Annotated in this window: 14 protein-coding genes and 1 other RNA gene; 12 read left to right on the top strand and 3 right to left on the bottom strand. The window is 66.5% G+C overall.

Translation table 11 applies throughout. The annotated features are described in order from the left end of the window. Window positions 1-388: 388 nt before the first annotated feature. On the bottom strand, window positions 389-1,027 hold the full coding sequence (locus tag QX132_RS13695; protein WP_315736761.1) for a TetR/AcrR family transcriptional regulator: 639 nt from the start codon (window positions 1,025-1,027) through the stop codon (window positions 389-391). A 187-nt stretch (window positions 1,028-1,214) separates the two neighbouring features. On the opposite strand from QX132_RS13695, the gene QX132_RS13690 reads away from it, so the two are divergent. From QX132_RS13690 to QX132_RS13680, 3 genes are all read left to right on the top strand, one after another. Then, the gene (locus QX132_RS13690; RefSeq protein ID WP_315736762.1) at window positions 1,215-2,546 is read left to right on the top strand and encodes an HlyD family secretion protein; all 1,332 of its coding nucleotides are present in this window, start codon (window positions 1,215-1,217) and stop codon (window positions 2,544-2,546) included. Between the two features lie 203 nt (window positions 2,547-2,749). Further along, window positions 2,750-4,339 (top strand): DHA2 family efflux MFS transporter permease subunit, encoded by a 1,590-nt coding sequence (locus tag QX132_RS13685; RefSeq protein ID WP_315736763.1) that lies wholly within the window; start codon window positions 2,750-2,752, stop codon window positions 4,337-4,339. Between the two features lie 275 nt (window positions 4,340-4,614). Beyond that, entirely contained in the window at window positions 4,615-6,432 is a 1,818-nt protein-coding gene (locus QX132_RS13680) for an ABC transporter ATP-binding protein (RefSeq protein ID WP_316161501.1), read from the top strand. 48 nt (window positions 6,433-6,480) lie between these two features. Here QX132_RS13680 and rnpB read toward each other — a convergent pair. Beyond that, window positions 6,481-6,922, bottom strand: an RNA gene (gene rnpB / locus QX132_RS13675) — RNase P RNA component class A. A 139-nt stretch (window positions 6,923-7,061) separates the two neighbouring features. Here rnpB and QX132_RS13670 point away from each other — a divergent pair. Next, entirely contained in the window at window positions 7,062-7,415 is a 354-nt protein-coding gene (locus QX132_RS13670; protein ID WP_315736765.1) for a YciI family protein, read from the top strand. A gap of 33 nt (window positions 7,416-7,448) precedes the next feature. Then, window positions 7,449-8,693, top strand: a complete 1,245-nt coding sequence (locus tag QX132_RS13665) for an RNA polymerase sigma factor (RefSeq protein WP_316161500.1) — start codon at window positions 7,449-7,451, stop codon at window positions 8,691-8,693. 4 nt (window positions 8,694-8,697) lie between these two features. Here the strand turns inward: QX132_RS13665 and QX132_RS13660 are convergent, their stop codons facing one another. Then, window positions 8,698-9,549: an N-acetylmuramoyl-L-alanine amidase gene (locus QX132_RS13660; protein WP_315778792.1), complete on the bottom strand. Its 852-nt coding sequence runs from the start codon at window positions 9,547-9,549 to the stop codon at window positions 8,698-8,700. Between the two features lie 554 nt (window positions 9,550-10,103). On the opposite strand from QX132_RS13660, the gene rsmH reads away from it, so the two are divergent. The 7 genes from rsmH to murD all read left to right on the top strand — a co-directional run bounded on the left by rsmH (window position 10,104) and on the right by murD (window position 18,849). Beyond that, window positions 10,104-11,099, top strand: a complete 996-nt coding sequence (gene rsmH / locus QX132_RS13655; RefSeq protein WP_316161499.1) for a 16S rRNA (cytosine(1402)-N(4))-methyltransferase RsmH — start codon at window positions 10,104-10,106, stop codon at window positions 11,097-11,099. A gap of 3 nt (window positions 11,100-11,102) precedes the next feature. Further along, on the top strand, window positions 11,103-11,495 hold the full coding sequence (locus tag QX132_RS13650; RefSeq protein ID WP_315713444.1) for a hypothetical protein: 393 nt from the start codon (window positions 11,103-11,105) through the stop codon (window positions 11,493-11,495). Beyond that, window positions 11,492-13,240: a penicillin-binding protein 2 gene (locus QX132_RS13645; RefSeq protein WP_315811266.1), complete on the top strand. Its 1,749-nt coding sequence runs from the start codon at window positions 11,492-11,494 to the stop codon at window positions 13,238-13,240. The genes QX132_RS13650 and QX132_RS13645 overlap by 4 nt, the downstream gene beginning before the upstream one ends. A gap of 70 nt (window positions 13,241-13,310) precedes the next feature. Then, window positions 13,311-14,771: a UDP-N-acetylmuramoyl-L-alanyl-D-glutamate--2,6-diaminopimelate ligase gene (locus QX132_RS13640; protein ID WP_316161497.1), complete on the top strand. Its 1,461-nt coding sequence runs from the start codon at window positions 13,311-13,313 to the stop codon at window positions 14,769-14,771. Next, window positions 14,768-16,144, top strand: coding sequence for a UDP-N-acetylmuramoyl-tripeptide--D-alanyl-D-alanine ligase (murF, locus tag QX132_RS13635; RefSeq protein ID WP_315811267.1), 1,377 nt, complete (start codon window positions 14,768-14,770; stop codon window positions 16,142-16,144). The genes QX132_RS13640 and murF overlap by 4 nt, the downstream gene beginning before the upstream one ends. Before the next feature lie 196 nt (window positions 16,145-16,340). Next, entirely contained in the window at window positions 16,341-17,447 is a 1,107-nt protein-coding gene (mraY, locus tag QX132_RS13630) for a phospho-N-acetylmuramoyl-pentapeptide-transferase (protein WP_315736774.1), read from the top strand. 1 nt (window position 17,448) lies between these two features. After that, on the top strand, window positions 17,449-18,849 hold the full coding sequence (murD, locus tag QX132_RS13625) for a UDP-N-acetylmuramoyl-L-alanine--D-glutamate ligase (protein WP_316161495.1): 1,401 nt from the start codon (window positions 17,449-17,451) through the stop codon (window positions 18,847-18,849). Window positions 18,850-19,123: the final 274 nt, after the last annotated feature.

The following is a 19,123-nucleotide window of genomic DNA, read 5'->3' as shown; positions in this document are numbered from 1 at the left end:
GTATGGTCCTGGCGCCCCGATGCTGGCGTCAAGTTCGCAGCAGATGCTCGCGCATCTGCGCGGGCGACGGTGGCTACAAGCCCGGACACCGGGGAGATTACGTATAAATCGTAAGCCCATCGCGCGGGGAGGGCCGGGTGTGTTCGGCCAGACCTGTGGTACCTGCCGCCTGCATTTTTTTGAGCAGGCGGGCCACGGGCGCGGCCAGCGCCCGGCCTTCCCTGCACCCTCCGATCGATCCGAGGGTGATCCGAACGCAAAGCTCGGGCGTCACCAGCCGCGAGAAGGAGAGCGCATGTCTTATGCTGGCATATCTCGGGCTGACATGTCTTGCGCCGATATCTGTTGTGCCGACATCGGCGCGCGCATCGCTGCGGTCAGCGGCGTCTCAACTCTTGATGCTGTAGGTCGCGAGGAACATGCGGACGGCGCTCGCCACCACCTTGTGCGTCTCGTCGGGCGAGGGGGCGGGGGCTCCCTGAAAGATGAAGGGCAGGAACAGCGTGGCCTGGCACATCAGCTGGAATTGCGATGCGGCGAGGTGACAATCGTCAATGGCGAGCTCCTTGGCATCGACACGGGCCTGCAGATAGGCCGCAAGCCGGCCGATCGTGCCCTCGATGACGCAATCATAGTAGCGCCGCCCCACCTCCGGCATGCGTTCGGCAATCGCCATCACGGTGCGGATCGCCGATCCGCCGCCGGGGCGGCAGACGACCGCGATCCAGGCGGTGCCGAATTCGTACAGCACGGTCGCGGCGTCGCGGGCGGGATCGAAGCTGAAGTTCGAGGCGCCCCGATGCACGGTCTCCTCCGCGACGATCGCCTCGAACAGGCGGAATTTGTCGGCGAAGTAGACGTAGAGCGTGCCCTTGGAGACGCCGGCCGCGCGTGCGATCTCGCCCATGCTGGCGCCGTCGAAGCCCATGTCCATGAACACCTTGCGGGCGCCTTCGAGGATCTGGCGCCGTTTCGAGGAGTCCTCATCCGGCATCACCTGGGTGGTGTTATGGTCCGCCTCAATCATTGGTTTAGGCTGTTCCCGAAGATTTGGCCGGCGCCAACGTCACCAAGGCATCCGCGCGGATATGTTGCGATAGCGAAGATGTATATTGACCGAACGGTTCGGTCAATGGTAGATGTGGATTGACCGAACGGTTCGGTCGGGATTTTCGGGGCCTGAGCGGCCCCGCTGTCATGGGTGGGAGTCTCTGATGGCCGCTGCAAGAGATCAGGCTGTACGGGCGCGCCGTCCGGACGCCGAGGAAACGCCGAAACAGCCGAGCGCTGAGTCGGCCCGCCCGCAGCCCAGCGACACGGCGCAGCGCAAGCCGGCTGATGCCAAGCCGGCTGAGCTGAAGGCAGACGTCAGCACCGAGGCGCCATCCGAACGGCCCGCGCCGGCCGGCGCTCCTGCCGCAGCGAAGCCGCAAGCCGAGCCCGCCGCCGCGCCGAAATCCGGCAAGCGCAAGCGCGTGCTCGCCAGCATCGGCGTGCTGCTCGCGCTCGCCGCCGCCGGCTATGCCACGCACTATTATCTGGTCGGCCGCTTCATGGTTTCGACCGACGATTCCTATGTCCGCGCCAACAACACCATGCTGGGCGCGCGCGTCTCCGGGCACATCCAGGAGATCGTGCCGCGGGACAATTCGGTGGTCCGCAAGGGCGACGTGATCTTCCGCATCGATGACGGCGACTACAAGATCGCAGTCGACGCCGCGCGCAGCAAGATCGCCACCCAGGAGGCGACCATCGCGCGCATCGGCCGCCAGGTCGCCGCGCAGCAGAGCGCCGTCGAGCAGGCGCAGGCCAATCTCACCTCATCCGAAGCCGCGATGAAGCGCGCCGGGCTCGACTATGAGCGCCAGCAGGCGCTGAGCAGCAAGGGTTTTGCCTCGCATGCGACCTTCGAGCAGTCGGAAGCCACGCGCGATCAGGGCATGGCCGGGGTGCGCGCCGCGCGCGCCGCGTTCGACGCCGCCCGCGACAATGTCGAGGTGACGAAGGCGCAGCAGGTCGAGGCCCAGGCGCAGCTCGCCGAGCTCAAGACCTCGCTCGCCAAGGCCGAGCGCGATCTCGAATTCGCCACCGTGCGCGCGCCGGTCGACGGCACCTTCTCCAACCGCCTCGTCAACACCGGCGATTTCGTCGCGGTCGGCCAGCGGCTCGGCAACGTCGTGCCGCTCGATGACGTGTTCATCGACGCCAACTTCAAGGAAACCCAGCTCAGGCGTATCCGTCCGGGCCAGCCGGTGACCATCAAGGTTGATGCTTACGGCGCGCGCGGCTTCAAGGGCGTGGTCGACAGCATCTCGCCGGCCGCGGGTTCGGTGTTCACCCTGCTGCCACCGGACAACGCGACCGGCAACTTCACCAAGATCGTGCAGCGCCTGCCGGTGCGCATCCGCGTGCCGAAGGACGTGGCGCGGCAGAACCTCTTGCGCGCCGGCATGTCGGTCTACGTCACGGTGGACACCACCGACGGCGCCAAGGATGCCGACAGTGACGGAGATCTCGACGCGCCGGCGACGGTGCAGGGGAAGTAGCAAGTTGATCTAACCGGCGCGCTTGCATTCGCTGTCGCGTCATCGGAAGTCAGCTCCCTCCCCCTTGCGGGCGAGGGTTGGGGTGGGGGGCTCCGGGCGAGACCGCCGTTGGGGACCCCCACCCCCGACCCCTCCCCGCAAGGGGGAGGGGGAGCGCACCTGTGACGCGGCGCGGTCATCGACTCCAGCGGACTCATTAGACCATGGCCACCGCCACCACAGCCAATCCCACCATGAGCGCACCGGCGGCGCCGTCGGACCGCATCGCGCCGCGGCGGCTGATCGCGTTCCTGATCATGGTGTTTGGCATGTTCATGTCGATCCTGGACATCCAGATCGTGTCGGCGTCGCTCAGCGAGATCCAGGCCGGACTGTCGGCGAGCTCCAGCGAAGTGTCCTGGGTGCAGACCGCCTATCTGATTGCCGAGGTGATCGCGATTCCCTTGTCCGGCTTTCTGTCGCGCGCGCTCGGCACGCGGCTGTTGTTCGCGATCTCGGCCGCGGGATTCACCATCTCCAGCTTCCTGTGCGGCTTCGCGTCCTCGATCGAGCAGATGATCGTATGGCGCGCGCTCCAGGGCTTTCTCGGCGCCGGCATGATCCCGACCGTGTTCGCCTCGGCCTACACGGTGTTTCCGCGCTCCAAGTTCAACGTCGTCGGCCCGATCATCGGGCTCGTCGCCACCCTTGCGCCGACGGTCGGCCCGACGGTCGGCGGCTACATCACCGACGCGATGTCCTGGCATTGGCTGTTCTTCGTCAACATCCCGCCGGGCATCCTCATCACGGTCGGCGTGCTCGCCTTGGTCGATTTCGACGAGCCGCATTTCGAGCTGCTCGACCGCTTCGACTGGTGGGGCCTGCTGTTCATGGCCGGATTCCTCGGCTCACTCGAATACGTGCTGGAGGAGGGGCCGCAATATGAGTGGCTGCAGGACACGTCGGTGGCGATCTTCGCCGCGGTCTGCGCCGTCTCGGCGGTGTGCTTCTTCTGGCGCGTGCTGACGGTCGACGAGCCGATTGTCGACCTCTATGCGTTCGGCGACCGCAACTTCACGGTCGGCTGCCTGCTGCAGTTCTGCATCGGCATCGGCCTCTACGGCCTGACCTACATCTATCCGCGCTATCTCGCCGAGGTGCGCGGCTACAGCGCGCTGATGATCGGCGAGACGATGTTCGTGTCGGGCGTGACCATGTTCCTGATGGCGCCCGTGGTCGGCCGGCTGATGGTGAAGATCGACATGCGCCTGATCATCGCCTTCGGCCTCGTCATCTTCGCCATCGGCTCCTACCAGATGACCGGGATCACCCGCGACTACGATTTCTGGGAGCTGTTCGTGCCGCAGGTGCTGCGTGGCGTCGGCATGATGTGCGCGATGGTGCCGACCAACAACATCGCGCTCGGCACTCTGGCGCCGGACCGCGTCAAGAACGCTTCGGGCCTGTTCAACCTGATGCGCAATCTCGGTGGCGCGGTCGGACTCGCCGTGATCAACCAGGTGCTGAACGACCGCACCGACCTGCACATCTCGCGCCTGCACGAGCGCGTGACCTGGGGCAATGCGACCGCGGTCGAGACCCTCAACATGCTGCAGCAGAAGCTGCAGGGCATGGGCGACTCGGCGCTGATGGCGATGAAGCAGCTCTCGCAGATCGTGCACCGACAGGCCGTGGTGATGGGCTATGGCGATGCCTTCTTCATGCTGACCTGCTTCTACATCGCGCTCAGCTTCATGGTGATGCTGCTCAAGAAGCCGAGCTCGCCGATGGCGGGCGGCGGCGACGCACATTGACGTGAGCGGCTCCTGCGCGTGCCGCGGGTTGCCAAATCATACCGTCGATGGTATGGAGCAGGAATTGTCGCTCGAACCGGGGAGATTTGCATGACCACATCGCATCTGCAGATCGCATGCACCCGCTCGATGCCTGTCTTGGTGTTCGGCCGCTCGCTTTGAGCACCATCGCTTAACTTCCCAACGCCTGATTACTTATCCGCAGACCGCGCCTGCCGCGTCCGTCTGCCTCATTTGGAGCCGGCCTGGCGCGACGAGCGCGGCCGGATGATGCCATGACCGTCGACGTCTCCGGCCTGAAGGCCGACAAGCGTCCCGCCGCGATCCGCGTCGTGATCCCGTTCGTGACCCGCCACTGGCTGAAGCAGCCGCGTATGACCCTCGGCATTGCGTGCGCGCTGTTGGGCGCCACCGCTGCCGATCTGTTCATGCCGCTGTTCTCCGGCCGGCTGGTTGATGCTCTTACTCTAGGCCCAGGCAATGCCGATGCACGGCACAGCGCGCTGGTGGCGTTCGCCGCCATCGTAGGCCTCGGCTTTGCCTCGATCGTGCTTCGATTGTCGGGCCTGCAGCTGATCGTGCCGTTCACGCTCCGCATCATGTCCGATGTCGCGCGCGACGCGTTCGTGCGCGTGCAGCGCTTCTCGACCGACTGGCACGCCAACAGCTTCGCCGGCTCGACGGTGCGCAAGATCACCCGGGGCATGTGGGCGCTCGACCTCTACAACGACACCATCCTGCTGGCGCTGCTGCCGTCGCTCTCGGTGCTGCTGGGCTCGATGGTGCTGCTCGGCCTGCACTGGGGCGCGCTGGGCGGCGTGATCGCCGTCGGCGCGGTGCTGTATGTCGCGATGACCGTCGCGTTCTCGACTCGCTACATCGCGCCCGCGGCGCGCATCTCCAATGCCTGGGACACCAAGGTCGGCGGCACGCTGGCGGACGCGTTGAGCTGCAACGCGGTGGTGAAGTCGTTCGGCGCCGAGGCGCGCGAGGACGGCCGGTTGATGCGCGTCGTCAGCCGCTGGTCCCGGCGGGTCAATCGCACGTGGCTGCGCTACAACACCACGGCTGCGGTGCAGCTCGGCGTGCTCTTGTGCCTGCGCTCCTCGGTGATCGGCGGCGCCGTGCTGCTGTGGATGGCAGGCAAGGCCTCGCCGGGCGACGTCACCTATGTGCTCACCAGCTATTATGTGATCCATGCCTATCTGCGCGACGTCGGCATGCACATCAACAACCTGCAGCGGGCGGTCAACGACATGGACGAGCTGGTGGCGATCCATGGCGAGCCGATCGGCATCGTCGATGCGGCGGACGCGAAGCCGATCGCGGTGACCGGCGGGCACATCGTATTCGATGCGGTGACGTTCCACTATGGCGGCCATCGCAGCTCCCTCTACGACAGGCTGTCGGTGGACATCCGGCCGGGCGAGCGGATCGGGCTGGTCGGGCGCTCGGGCTCCGGCAAGACGACCTTCGTCAAGCTGGTGCAGCGGCTCTACGACGTCAGCGGCGGCCGCATCATGATCGACGGCCAGGACATCGCGCACGCCAAGCAGGACTCGCTGCGCAGCCAGATCGCGATCGTGCAGCAGGAGCCGATCCTGTTCCACCGCTCGCTGGCCGAGAACATCGCCTATGGCCGGCCCGGCGCCAGCCAGGCCGAGATCGAGCAGGCGGCGCGGCTCGCCAACGCGCATGAGTTCATCACGCGCCTGCCCAAGGGCTACGGCACGCTGGTGGGCGAGCGCGGCGTCAAGCTGTCGGGCGGCGAGCGGCAGCGGGTGGCGCTGGCGCGGGCGTTCCTGGCGGACGCGCGCGTGCTGATCCTGGACGAGGCGACCTCGAGCCTCGATTCGGAATCGGAGGCGCTGATCCAGGAGGCGATGGAGCGGCTGATGAAGGGCAGGACGGCGATCGTGATCGCGCATCGTCTGGCGACCGTGCGCAGTCTCGACCGCATCCTGGTGTTCGACCGCGGCCGCATCGTCGAGCAGGGCAACCACGCCGCGCTGGTCGGCAGACCCGGCGGGCTCTACCGCAGCCTGTTCGAGCGCCAAGCCACCGAGTTCGGCCAGCTCTCGGCGGCCGGATGATCAAAATGGTGAGGGGCCCGGCGCTGTCGGCGCCGAGCCCCTCATGAACATATCAGCCGGCCTGTAAGCCGGGTTCTGTAGGGCACCGTCAAGCTTGCGCATGACGATACGTGACGGCCATTCCTCTGGGATCGCGCTTGCGCGTGACCTCGGGCAACCTACCCGGACGGCGAGCCTGACATCGCTCCCGCGGACGTCATCGCCTTGGCATCATCTGCCTTGGCGATTGTCTCCGCGTGGCCGTCCCTATTCGGTTTTGCTCCCGGTGGGGTTTACCATGCCGGTTCCGTTGCCGGCCCCGCGGTGCGCTCTTACCGCACCTTTTCACCCTTACTCGCCTCCCTCGCGGGAGGAAGCGGTTCGTTCTCTGTGGCACTATCCCTGGGGTCGCCCCCGCCGGACGTTATCCGGCACCGCATGTCGATGGAGCCCGGACTTTCCTCCCCGGCGGCCTTTCGGCACCTGCCGGAGCGGCCGTCCGGCCGACTGATGCAGCTTGAATGGGGCTTCTCGACCAGCACGTCAAGCCATCGCCATGCCGGCGCAAAATATTATCCTTCGCGTGTCGTTCCGTGTCGACGCCGTTCGACTGGATGTCGGCGATCCAGCCGAAGAGAGGAGCAAGTCCGATGCAGTATCTGTTGATGATCTACCTGAACGAGGCCGAATACGCGAAGATCGAGAAGGAGGCTGAAGGCAAGATGCTGGCGGAGTACCAGACGTTCACCCAATCGATCATCTCGAGCGGCAATTACAAGGGCGGTGACCGGCTGCAGCCGACCTCGACGTCGACGACCGTGCGGGTGCGCGACGGCAAGATCCTCACCACGGACGGTCCGTTCGCCGAGACCCGCGAGCAGCTCGGCGGCTACTACATGATCGAGGCCAAGAATCTCGACGAGGCGATCGGGATTGCCGCGCGTATTCCCGGCGCCCGTTTCGGCTCGATCGAGGTGCGGCCGGTCTGGCAATACAATCATTGAGACCGGTGCGGCTCGCTGCCGAGAAGGTCACCGATGACGCCTGATGCGATCGACAAGGTGTTCCGCGATGAGGCCGGCCGCGCACTCGCGACCTTGATCCGGCTCGTCGGTGACTTCGATCTGGCTGAGGACGTGCTGCAGGATGCGTTCGCTGCGGCGCTGCTCAAATGGCGGGGGTCCGACGCCCCCGCCAACCCGCGGGCGTGGCTGGTCAACGTCGCCCGCAACAAGGCGATCGACCGGATCCGGCGGCGGAGCAATTTTCGCGACAAGGAGGCGGAGATCGTTCATGCGATCGAGCGTGACGCCGCCAACGACGACGCCGACGCGCCGTCCGATCTCGACGATGACATGCTGCGGCTGATCTTCACCTGCTGCCATCCGTCGTTCGCGCCGGAGGTTCAGGTGGCGCTGACGCTGCGCACGGTCTGCGGCCTCACCACCGCCGAGGTCGCCCGCGCCTTTGTCGCCGGTGAGGAGGCGATGGCGCAGCGCCTCGTGCGCGCCAAGCAGAAGATCCGCCTCGCCGGCATTCCCTATGAGGTGCCGGGACGCGACGCGCTCGAGGAGCGGCTGCGCGGCGTCCTGACCGTGATCTATCTGGTGTTCACGGAGGGCTATCTCGCGACCTCAGGCACCGAGCTGATTCGCGAGGATCTCGCGCGCGAGGCGATCCGGCTGTGTCGCCTGCTGCTTGGCTTGATGCCGGAGGCGCGCGACATCAAGGGGCTGCTGGCGTTGATGCTGCTGCACGATGCGCGGCGCGCCGGCCGTACCAATGCGGCGGGCGACATCGTCCTGCTGGAGGAGCAGGACCGCGCGCTGTGGAATCGTGAGCAGATCGCCGAAGGGCTTGGGCTGGTCGAACAGGCCCTGGGCACGAAGGGGCTCCCGCAGCCCTATACGGTCCAGGCAGCGATTGCCGCGCTTCATGCTCAGGCCTCCAGCTACGCTGAAACGGATTGGCGGCAGATCGTGGGGCTCTACGAGGTTCTGCTGCGGATCGCGCCATCGCCCGTGATCGAGCTCAATCATGCAGCCGCCGTATCGATGGTCGATGGCCCGGCGCGGGCACTGGCGCTGGTCGATGCGCTGGCCGCGCGCGGCGGATTGAAGCAGTACGATCTTCTACCGGCGGTGCGGGCGGACCTCCTGCGGCGACTCGGTCGGCGCGACGAGGCACGCACCGCCTACCGCGAGGCGAGCGGGGCCACGCAGCTCGCGCCGCTCAGGCGTCTCTATGCTCGCCGGCTGGGGGAGCTCGATGTGGAGGCCTGACGTGTCAGACGCGCGGCGCCTGATCCTCGGCAGGCAGGCTCGTCAGCAGCGCATGCAACGTCCACAAGGTCGAGCGGTCGGCGATGCCGTCGATCTTTTCGGGGCGGAAGTGCCGTTGGAACGCGGTGACGACATCCATGGTGATGCCGTCGAATTTGCCCGTGATCGGCACGCCATAGCCGTATTTGGCGAGCGCCTTCTGCAAGCCCTTGACGTCATCGCCGATGCTGCCGAGCTTCAACGTCTCGCCCTTGGTGATCGCCGCCGGCTGCACCCAGTGGCCCACGCCCGAATTCGCCAGCGAATGCCACGGGAATTTCTCGCCGGGATCCTTCTTGCGCGCGGGCGCCACGTCGGAATGCCCGAGCACGCGATGCGCCGGCACATTGCGGCGAAGCATGATGCCTCGGCACAGCGCGATGACCGCCGCGATTTGCCGCGGTGGGAAATCCGGATAGCCCCAATCGTGGCCGCGATTGACGATCTCGACACCGATCGAGCAGGAATTGATGTCCTCGTCGCCGCCCCAGGACGAGAGACCCGCGTGCCAAGCGCGGTAGGCCTCCGGTACGCACTGGACGATGCGTCCGTCCTCAAGCACGACGTAATGGGCGGACACCTCGCTGCCGGCGGTGCAAAGCTTGGTGATCGCCCCTTCGACATCCGGCATTCCGGTGTAATGAAGAATGATCATGTCCGGCTGGCGCCCACCCTTGCGCTCGCCGAAATTGGCCGACGGGATCACGTCGGAGGCGATCGACGAGTCCGGCGTGAAGACCGGCAGGTCGGAAACGCCCTTGGGGATCGGCAGCGCACGGGGACGCTTCGATTCCGGCTTGTCGGATGGATTTGGCATGAACGACTCGAAGCGGACGGCGGCGGCGATGGCTCAAACCGAATATGGGCAGGCACTACTCTTTTACATGTCCCAGCCGCAATCGAAATCGCATGCGAGCCCTCGCTATTGAGCGGACCGTTGTATGGCGATTGCCAGTCCGCCGAACGGCGCGACGGCGTGCAGGACGAACGGTCTACCGGGCAGCTCCGCCTCGCGGTCCAAGTGCCCAACATCCGCCACAGACCGTCAACTGTTTGTTAACGCTAAACGCCGTTACTGAGTGGTGAAGAGCCAAGCCGGCTTTCGGGACGGCAAGCCGCCACGATGCAAGGTCCTGCACGGCAGATCACGATCGAAAGCGGTTCCGGGGCGCTCCGGCGCCGCGCGATCGCTGTCGGATCGAGGGTCTCGACAAGGCCGGATCGTGCCGCTGATGTCGGGACGGCTCGACGGATGACCGACCGTCCCGGGAGATGGCTTGGCGAATTGACGGGCGCGAGGATCGAAGGCGCGATGGGCTCGCTGCCGAACAAAGTCAGTCTGAAGCAACGGCGCGCTTGCGGAGCGGCCGCGTGAGCACGGCTGACCAGCGACACGTCCCGGTGCTCGGCCCCGAAGCGGTCGAGATGCTGGCGCCGCGCGCCGGCGGAACCTATGTCGATGCGACCTTTGGCGCGGGTGGCTATACGCGCCTGATCCTGGCGACGGCGGGAACACGGGTGATCGGGATCGATCGCGACAGCACCGCAATCGCCGGCGGCGCGAGTCTCCTCGCCGAAGCGGGCGGTCGCCTGACACTGGTCGAGAACCGCTTCTCGGCATTGGCCGAAATCTGTGCATCGCAAGGCCTCACACATGTCGACGGCGTCGTGATGGATGTCGGCGTATCCTCGATGCAGCTCGACTCCGCCGCGCGCGGCTTCTCGTTCAGGTTCGACGGCCCGCTCGACATGCGGATGGGCGGCACGGGGCCGACGGCTGCCGATGTCGTTGCGCACGCTGCCGAGCGCGATCTGGCCGACGTCATCTACATCTTTGGCGAGGAGCGGCACTCCCGCGCCGTGGCGCGGGCCATCGTCGCCGCGCGCAAGGAGCAGCCGATCACGACGACGCGGCAGCTCGCCGACATCGTCGCGCGCGTGGTGAGATCGAAGCCTGGCGACATCCATCCGGCGACGCGCACGTTCCAGGCGTTGCGCATTCTCGTCAACGAGGAGCTGGACGAGCTCGAACAGGCGCTGGCGGCTGCGGAGCGCGTGCTGGCGCCGGGCGGCCGCCTCGCGGTCGTCTCGTTCCATTCGCTCGAGGACCGCATCGTCAAGACGTTCCTGGCCGAGCGCAGCAGGACTGGCGGCGGCTCCCGCCATCGGCCCGAGGTGGCCCAGGAGGTACCGAGCTTCCAACTGCTCAACCGCAAGCCGGTGGTGGCCGCGGAGGCCGAGACCGAAGCCAATCCCCGGGCACGGTCCGCCAAGCTGCGCGGCGCCGAACGCACGGCCGCGCCGGCGCACGCCTCGGCATCCTCGTCCCCCTGGCCGCGCCTGGCCGATGTCCTGCGAGGAGGGTGACCGATGCGCCTCCTGCACCTCGTCGTGATCTGCTCGCTGATCTTCGCGGCGGCCTATGTCTATCGCATCAAGATGGACTCGACGGCACGGGTCGAGCGCGTGCTGCAATTGCGCGCTGAGATCCGCGAGCAGCGCGAGGCCATCGCAGTGTTGCGCGCGGAATGGGCCAAGCTCGACGCGCCGCTGCGGCTGCAAGGGCTGGTCGAACGGCATCTGCCGCTGAAGCCGCTCAACGCCACACAATACGACAGCCTGAAGAATCTGCCGGAGCGGCCGCCGCGATTTGCGCGACCGGACAATCCGGATCCGATCGGATCGATGATCGATGCGATCGACGCGATCAACGAAGAACCCCCCGTGACCGGATCGGTGCGTCGCCCGGAGGATCAGCAATGAGCGATCAGCCTCGGCCTCACGTCAAGCCGCAGGAGCCCTGGCGGCAGCGACTGGTGCGCACGCTGCTGTATGGGCGCGATGTCGATCGCACTGCCAAGGCGCGCGTGCGCGTCGGCCTCGCGATCGTCGCCTTTGCCGCGGTCTACGCGATCATCGGCGGCCGCCTCGTGATGTTCGCGATCGGCTCGGATGGTCCGAGCGCGCGGCGTGCCGCGCAGCAGGACGCCATCGCCACCGCGCGGCCGGACATCGTCGACCGTCATGGCGCCGTACTCGCCACCGACGTGAAGACGCCGAGCCTGTTCGCCGAGCCGCGCCGCCTCATCGACAAGGACGAGGCGATCGAGCTTCTGACGGCGACCTTGCCGGATCTCGATACGGGCGAGGTCCGCGACCGACTGCTGTCGCGCAAGGGTTTCGTCTGGTTGAAGCGCGAGATGACACCGAAGCAGCAGCAGGACATTCATCGCCTCGGCCTGCCGGGCATCGGCTTCCTGCGCGAGAACAAGCGCGTCTATCCGACCGGCAACGAGGTCGCCCATCTGATCGGCCTGGTGAACATCGACAACCAGGGCATCGCCGGTATGGAGAAGTGGCTCGACAATCAGGGCCTCGCCGACCTCCATCGCGCCGGCTTCGCCACCGATCGCCTGCAGCGCCCGATCGAGCTCTCGGTCGATCTGCGCGTCGAGCACGCGCTGCGCGATGAGCTGCTCAAGGCCAAGGACAAGTTCAAGGCCAAGGCGGCTTCCGGTCTCGTCGTCAATGTCAGGACCGGCGAGATCATCGCCATGGTCTCGCTGCCGGATTTTGATCCGAACAACCCGAAGGAAGCGCACGATCCCGATCGGATCAACCGCCTGACCACGGGCGTGTACGAAATGGGGTCGACCTTCAAGGCCTTCACCCTGGCGATGGCGCTCGACAGCGGCAAGTATGATCTCAACTCGCTGTGGGATGCGCGCGGACCGCTGCACTACGGCAAGTTTACGATTCACGACGACGAACCAAAGGGCCGCTTCCTCAACATGCGGGAAGTGTTCTACTTCTCGTCCAACGTCGGTGCTGCCAGGATCGCGTTGGCGCAGGGCGTGGACGCGCACAAGGCGTTCCTGCGCAAGATGGGCCAGTTCGACCGGTTGCGCACCGAGTTGCCGGAGAGCGCCTCGCCGATCCTGCCCAAGCGCTGGGCCGAGTTGAACACGGTCACGATCGCGTTCGGTCACGGCATGGCGGTGGCGCCGCTGCAGGGCGTGATGGGTGTCAGCGCGCTGGTCAATGGTGGCTATCTGATCCCGCCGACTTTCATGAAGCGCACCGAGGCAGAGGCGATGCAGGTCGCCAAGCGCGTGATCAAGCCGGAGACCTCGGAGAAGATGCGCTACCTGATGCGTCTGAACGCCGAGGTCGGCACCGCGCGCAAGGCCGACGTGAAGGGCTATTACATCGGCGGCAAGACCGGCACCGCCGAGAAGGTCATCAACGGCCGCTACGCCAAGAAGAAGGTGCTGACCCTCTTCACCGCCGTGATCCCGGCAGACAAGCCAAAATACCAGCTCCTGATCATGCTGGACGAGCCGCAGTCATTGAAGGAAACCTATGGCTTCATCACCTCCGGCTGGAATGCCGCGCCGACGGCTGGTGCCGTGATCTCCCGGATCGGGCCGCTGCTGGGAATCGAGCCCCGCTTCGACCTGCCGCCGTCCGACCGCCAAATTCTTGCAGCATCGCGGCTGACACAGTAAGCCGTCGTCGAATCGCGGGCTTTGGAGCTGCCGCCGCCCGGGGCGGGGCCAGGACTGGCACGGAACCAGGATGAAACTTCAGGACCTCCTGGGCGATCAGGCGACGCTCGACGCCCGCATCGCCGCTGTCGAGATCTCCGGCCTCGCGGTGGACAGCCGCGCTGTGCGGCCCGGCGACCTGTTTTTTGCTCTGTCCGGCACCAAGACCGATGGCGCCCGCTTCATCGCGGCGGCGATCTCGGCCGGCGCGGTCGCCGTGGCCGGCGCGGCGGGCCCTGGAACGGAGCTGGCCGTGCCATTCATCGCGCTGCCCAACCCTCGGCGGGCGCTCGCGCTCGCTTCATCTCGGTTCTATCCGCGCCAGCCGGCGACCATTGCCGCCGTCACCGGCACCAGCGGCAAGACGTCGGTCGCCGCCTTCACGCGCCAGATATGGCAGCGCCTCGGCCACAGTTCGGCCAGCATCGGCACCGTCGGGCTGGTGTCGGACAAACGCACCGTCTACGGCTCGCTGACGACGCCGGATCCGATCGCACTGCATCGGCAGATCGACGAGATCACGCAGGATGGCGTCACCCATCTGGCGTTCGAGGCCTCGTCGCATGGGCTCGATCAATTCAGGCTCGATGGCGTCAGGGTCTCGGCCGGCGGGTTCACGAACCTGTCGCGCGACCACATGGACTATCATCCTGATATCACGCACTACCTCAACGCCAAGCTGAGGCTGTTCCGCGATCTCGTGCCGCCGGGCGGCCCTGCCGTGATCTCGGCTGATCATGAGTGCTCGCCGGAGGTCATCGCCGCGGCGCAGACACGCGGTCTTCGCCTGATGACGGTGGGAACGCATGGGGACGGCGCTGGAGAGGGCATCCGGCTGGTGGCCACTGCAATCGACGGCTTTGCTCAGCAGCTCCAGATCCAGCATTGCGGCCGCATGCATGCGGTCCGCCTGCCGCTGGTCGGCGCGTTTCAGATCGAGAATGCGCTGGTCGCGGCGGGCCTTGCGATCGGCACCGGCAGCGATCCGCAAGCCGTGTTCGAATCTCTCGAGCAGCTCGAGGGCGCCAGGGGCCGGCTCGAGCTGGTCGGCGAGCACAATGGTGCACCCATCTTCATCGACTACGCGCACAAGCCGGACGCGCTTGCCAAGGCGCTGCACGCGCTGCGGCCCTATGCTGCGCGAAAACTCGTCGTCGTGTTCGGCGCCGGCGGCGACCGTGACACCGGCAAGCGCCCTTTGATGGGCGCGATCGCCGCTGAAGGGGCCGACAGCGTCATCGTCACCGACGACAATCCGCGCAGCGAGGATCCGGCTGCGATCCGCGCCGCGATCCTCGCCGCCGCACCCGGTGCGCGCGAGATCGGCGATCGGGCGGAGGCGATCCAGGTCGCGATTGGCGAGCTGCAGCCCGGCGATGCGCTCGTGATCGCCGGCAAGGGCCACGAGACCGGACAGATCATCGGCAGCAATGTTCTGCATTTCAGCGATCACGAAGCGGTCGCGGACGCGTTGGCATCGAGGACACCATGACGAAGGCGCTGTGGACCGTGGCGGAGGCGGCGCGCGCGCTCGGCCTCGCCGGTGACTATCCGGAGAGCCCGATCGATTTCGTGACGCAGGACAGCCGTGCCGTGAAGCCCGGCAGCCTGTTCGTTGCGCTGAGCGGCACGCCGAGCGGTGGCTTCGTGTCGAGCTTCGCCTCCAGCCGCGACGGCTGGGAGTTTGCGGCCAACGCCGAAGCGGCCGGCGCCGTCGCGATGATCGTGCCGCACAGGATCGACGGCATCACCGTGCCGCAGCTCGTGGTGCAGGACACGCTGATCGATGGATTGTGGACGCTCGCGCGCGCTGCAAGGGCGCGCTTTCATGGCCCGGTGATCGGGCTCACCGGCAGCGCCGGCAAGACCTCGACCAAGGAGTTCATCGCCGCCTATCCCGGAGCGTCAGCCAGCCCGTCGAGCTTCAACAATTTCTGGGGCGTGCCGCTGACGCTGTGCAATGCCGATCCGGGCGCTTCGGTCTGGGTCGTCGAGATGGGCATGAATCAAAAAGGCGAGATCGCGCGGCTGACGGAGCTGTCGCAGCCGACGGTGGCTCTCGTCGTCAACGTGCAGCCGGTGCACCTGGAGAAGCTCGGCAGCCTGGAAGCGATCAGGAAAGAGAAAGTCTCGATCGCGTGCGGGCTGCCGGCTGACGGCGTTCTCGTGCTGCCGGCCGATCTCGCTGCGCCAGAATGGGCGGGCAAAGTGACCCGCTTCGGTGGCGGCGCTGACGTGCGCGAGCTCGCGCACACCTCGCGCGGCGACAGCTGGGATGTGTCGGCAGACATCGCCGGTCGCCGCGTCGCCTTCACGGTGACGCCGGGGGCGCCGCATCGCCTGCACAATGCGCTGGCGGCGCTCGCCTCCATCGCGGCGGCCGGGCTCGATCCGGCGCTGCTCGCGCCGACGCTCGGCCAGGTCGGCATCATGACGGGCCGCGGCGTCGAGCAGACCATCGGCGACATCGTTCTGATCGACGACAGCTTCAACGGCAATCCGGCCAGCATGGCGGCGGCGCTCGACAGCCTGCAGGCGCGGCCGGTGCGGGGGCGGCGCATTGCCATCATCGGCGACATGCTTGAACTCGGCGACGAGGCGCCGGCCTATCATCAGGGGATGGTCGCTCATCTCGCCGGGGTCGACGGCGTCTATTGCGTCGGTCCGCTGATGCGTCACCTGTTCGACAGCCTGCCGCAAGCGAAGCGGCTCGGCTGGCACGAGGATCCGGTGACGTTGGATCCCGGCCGGGTCGCGGCGCTGCTCGCGCCGGGCGACGTCGTCGTCATCAAGGGCAGCAAGAAGATCTTCTGGGTCAACAAGTTCGTGTCGAAGCTCGCCGCGGCGTTGCAGGGCGTCGGTTGAAATCGGGCGATATCGCGGCGCGGCAGAAGGATAGTTTTCCACTGGTGGCCGAAGCGGTCATGCCGGACGGATCGTTCCCGTCGGGCTACGATTCGCACCCGGCCCCGTTCATGGTTAAAAGAGACTGGACCGGATTCGCGCACGAGCAACCGTGTTGGCGTGGCTTAGTCTCGGTGAGGCGGCATAGGCGGGTTGGATGTTCTACTGGTTGATCGAGCTGACGAATACGTTTCCGAGCCTTTCGGTGTTTCGCGGGCTCTTGAACGTGTTCCGTTACATCACCTTCCGGACCGGCGGCGCCGTGGTCACCGGCGCGCTGTTCGTGTTCCTGTTCGGCCCCTGGATCATTGATCATCTCAGGCTGCGTCAAGGCAAAGGCCAGCCGATCCGCACCGACGGCCCGCAATCGCATATCATCAGCAAGAAGGGCACGCCCACGATGGGCGGACTGATGATCCTCTCGGGGCTCGTCGTCTCCACCGTGCTGTGGGCCAATCCGCTCAATCCCTATGTCTGGATCGTGCTCGCGGTCACGCTCGGCTTCGGCTTCGTCGGCTTCTATGACGACTATCTGAAGGTCACCAAGCAGTCGCATTCGGGCTTCGCTGGCCGCCTCAGGTTGCTGATCGAGGCTGCAATCGCGCTGGTCGCCTGTTATGCGCTGGTTCGCCTCGGCCGCGATCCATCCTCGACAGGGCTGGCGATTCCCTTCTTCAAGGACCTCGTCTTCAAGTTCGGCTGGCTCTATGTCATCTTTGGCGCCTTCGTCATCGTCGGCGCAGGCAATGCCGTCAACCTGACCGATGGCCTCGACGGACTTGCGATCGTGCCGGTGATGATTGCCTCGGCGAGCTTCGGTCTGATCGCCTACCTCGTCGGCAATGCCGTGTTCTCCGACTATCTGCAGATCCATTACGTCGCGGGCACCGGCGAGCTCGCCGTGCTCTGCGGCGCGGTGTTGGGCGCGGGCTTAGGCTTCCTCTGGTTCAACGCGCCGCCCGCCTCGATCTTCATGGGCGACACCGGCTCGCTCGCGCTCGGCGGGATGCTCGGCTCGATCGCGGTCGCCGTGAAGCACGAGATCGTGCTGGCGGTGATCGGCGGCCTGTTCGTGCTGGAAGCAGTGTCGGTGATCGTGCAGGTCGCGTCGTTCAAGCTGACCGGCAAGCGCATCTTCAGGATGGCGCCGATCCACCATCATTTCGAGCAGCTCGGCTGGACCGAGCCGCAGATCGTGATCCGGTTCTGGATCATCTCGGTGATGCTGGCGCTCGTCGGTCTCTCCACCCTGAAGCTGCGCTGAGATGATCCCGGTCACTTCATTCGCCGGCAAGACCGTCGCCGTGTTCGGGCTCGGCGGCTCGGGTCTGGCCTCGTGCCATGCGTTGCGTGCCGGTGGCGCCGAGGTCGTCGCAGGTGATGACGGCGCCGATCGGCTGGCGGAGGCCGCCAAGGCCGGCTTCGTGACGGCCGATCTGCGCACCGTGTCATGGGCGGATTTCGCCGCACTCGTGCTGGCGCCGGGCGTGCCGCTGACCCATCCCGTCCCGCATTGGACCGTGCTCAGGGCGCGCGAGGCCGGGGTCGAGGTGATCGGCGATATCGAGCTGTTCTGCCGCGAGCGCAGGCGCCACGCGCCGGATGCGCCGTTCGTCGCCATCACCGGCACCAACGGCAAGTCGACCACGACGGCGCTGATCGCGCACCTGATGCGCGTCGCCAACTACGACACCCAGATGGGCGGCAATATCGGCACCGCGATCCTGTCGCTGGAGCCCGCGCGCATGGGCCGCGTCCATGTGATCGAGATGTCGTCCTACCAGATCGACCTGACGCCGTCGCTCGATCCGACCGTCGGCATCCTGATCAATGTCAGCGAGGATCACATCGACCGCCACGGCACGATCGAGAACTACGCAGCGGTGAAGGAGCGGCTGGTGGCGGGTGTGAAGCGTGAGGGAACGGCGATCGTCGGCGTCGACGACGGGTTTTCGCGCACGACCGCTGACCGGCTGGAGCAGGGCGGCAAGCGCGTGGTGCGCATCTCGGTGAAGAACCCGCTGGCCGATGGCATCTATGTCGAGCACGAGACGATCGTGCGAAGCTCGGGCGGGGCACGCAGCGAGATCGCGCGGCTCGGCGGCATCGGCTCGCTGCGCGGCCAGCACAATGCGCAGAACGCGGCCTGCGCCGCGGCGACTGCGCTCGCGCTAGGCGTCGCTGCTGACGTGCTGCAGCAAGGGCTGCGCAGCTTTCCGGGCCTCGCGCATCGCATGGAGCAGGTCGGCCGCCGCGCCGACGTGCTGTTCGTCAATGACTCCAAGGGCACCAACGCGGATGCGACCGCGCATGCGCTGTCGTCCTTCGCCGACATCTTCTGGATCGCCGGCGGCAAGCCCAAGGCCGGCGGCATCACCAGCCTCGCGGGCTTCTTCCCGCGCATCCGCAAGGCCTATCTGATCGGCGAGGCGGCCGCGGAGTTTGCCGGCACGCTCGGTGACAAGGTGGCGCACGAGATGTCCGGCACGCTGGAGATCGCGGTGGCGCAGGCGGCTGCAGACGCTGAAGCCTCCGGCCTGAAGGAGGCCGTGGTCCTGCTGTCGCCGGCCTGCGCTTCGTTCGACCAATTCCGCAACTTCGAGATCCGCGGCACGCGCTTCCGCGAGCTGGTGCAGGCTCTGCCGGGCGTGAACCCGGTGGCGTAGCTTCATCGCGACGGTACGGTGTGTTGGATTCTCCTCTGCGCGGAGGATGACGGTGTTTGCTCAGCAGGCCGGACGCTTGAACGATACGACGCGCATCTGCAGCAGCACACACCGGTGTCGTCCCGGCGAACGCCGGGACCCATACCCCCATGAAGCGGTTTGAGGCACGCGGGTCGTTGGCATTTTGTCCGTTCACGATGGCCGCGGCGTATGGGTCCCGGATCGGCGCCGCGACGCGCTGGCGCGTCACGGCTTGTCCGGGACGACAGCGGAG

Source organism: Bradyrhizobium sp. SZCCHNRI20481 (genome assembly GCF_032485055.1).
In the GTDB taxonomy this organism is placed as follows: domain Bacteria; phylum Pseudomonadota; class Alphaproteobacteria; order Rhizobiales; family Xanthobacteraceae; genus Bradyrhizobium.
This window is presented reverse-complemented; position numbering and strand designations above follow the sequence as displayed.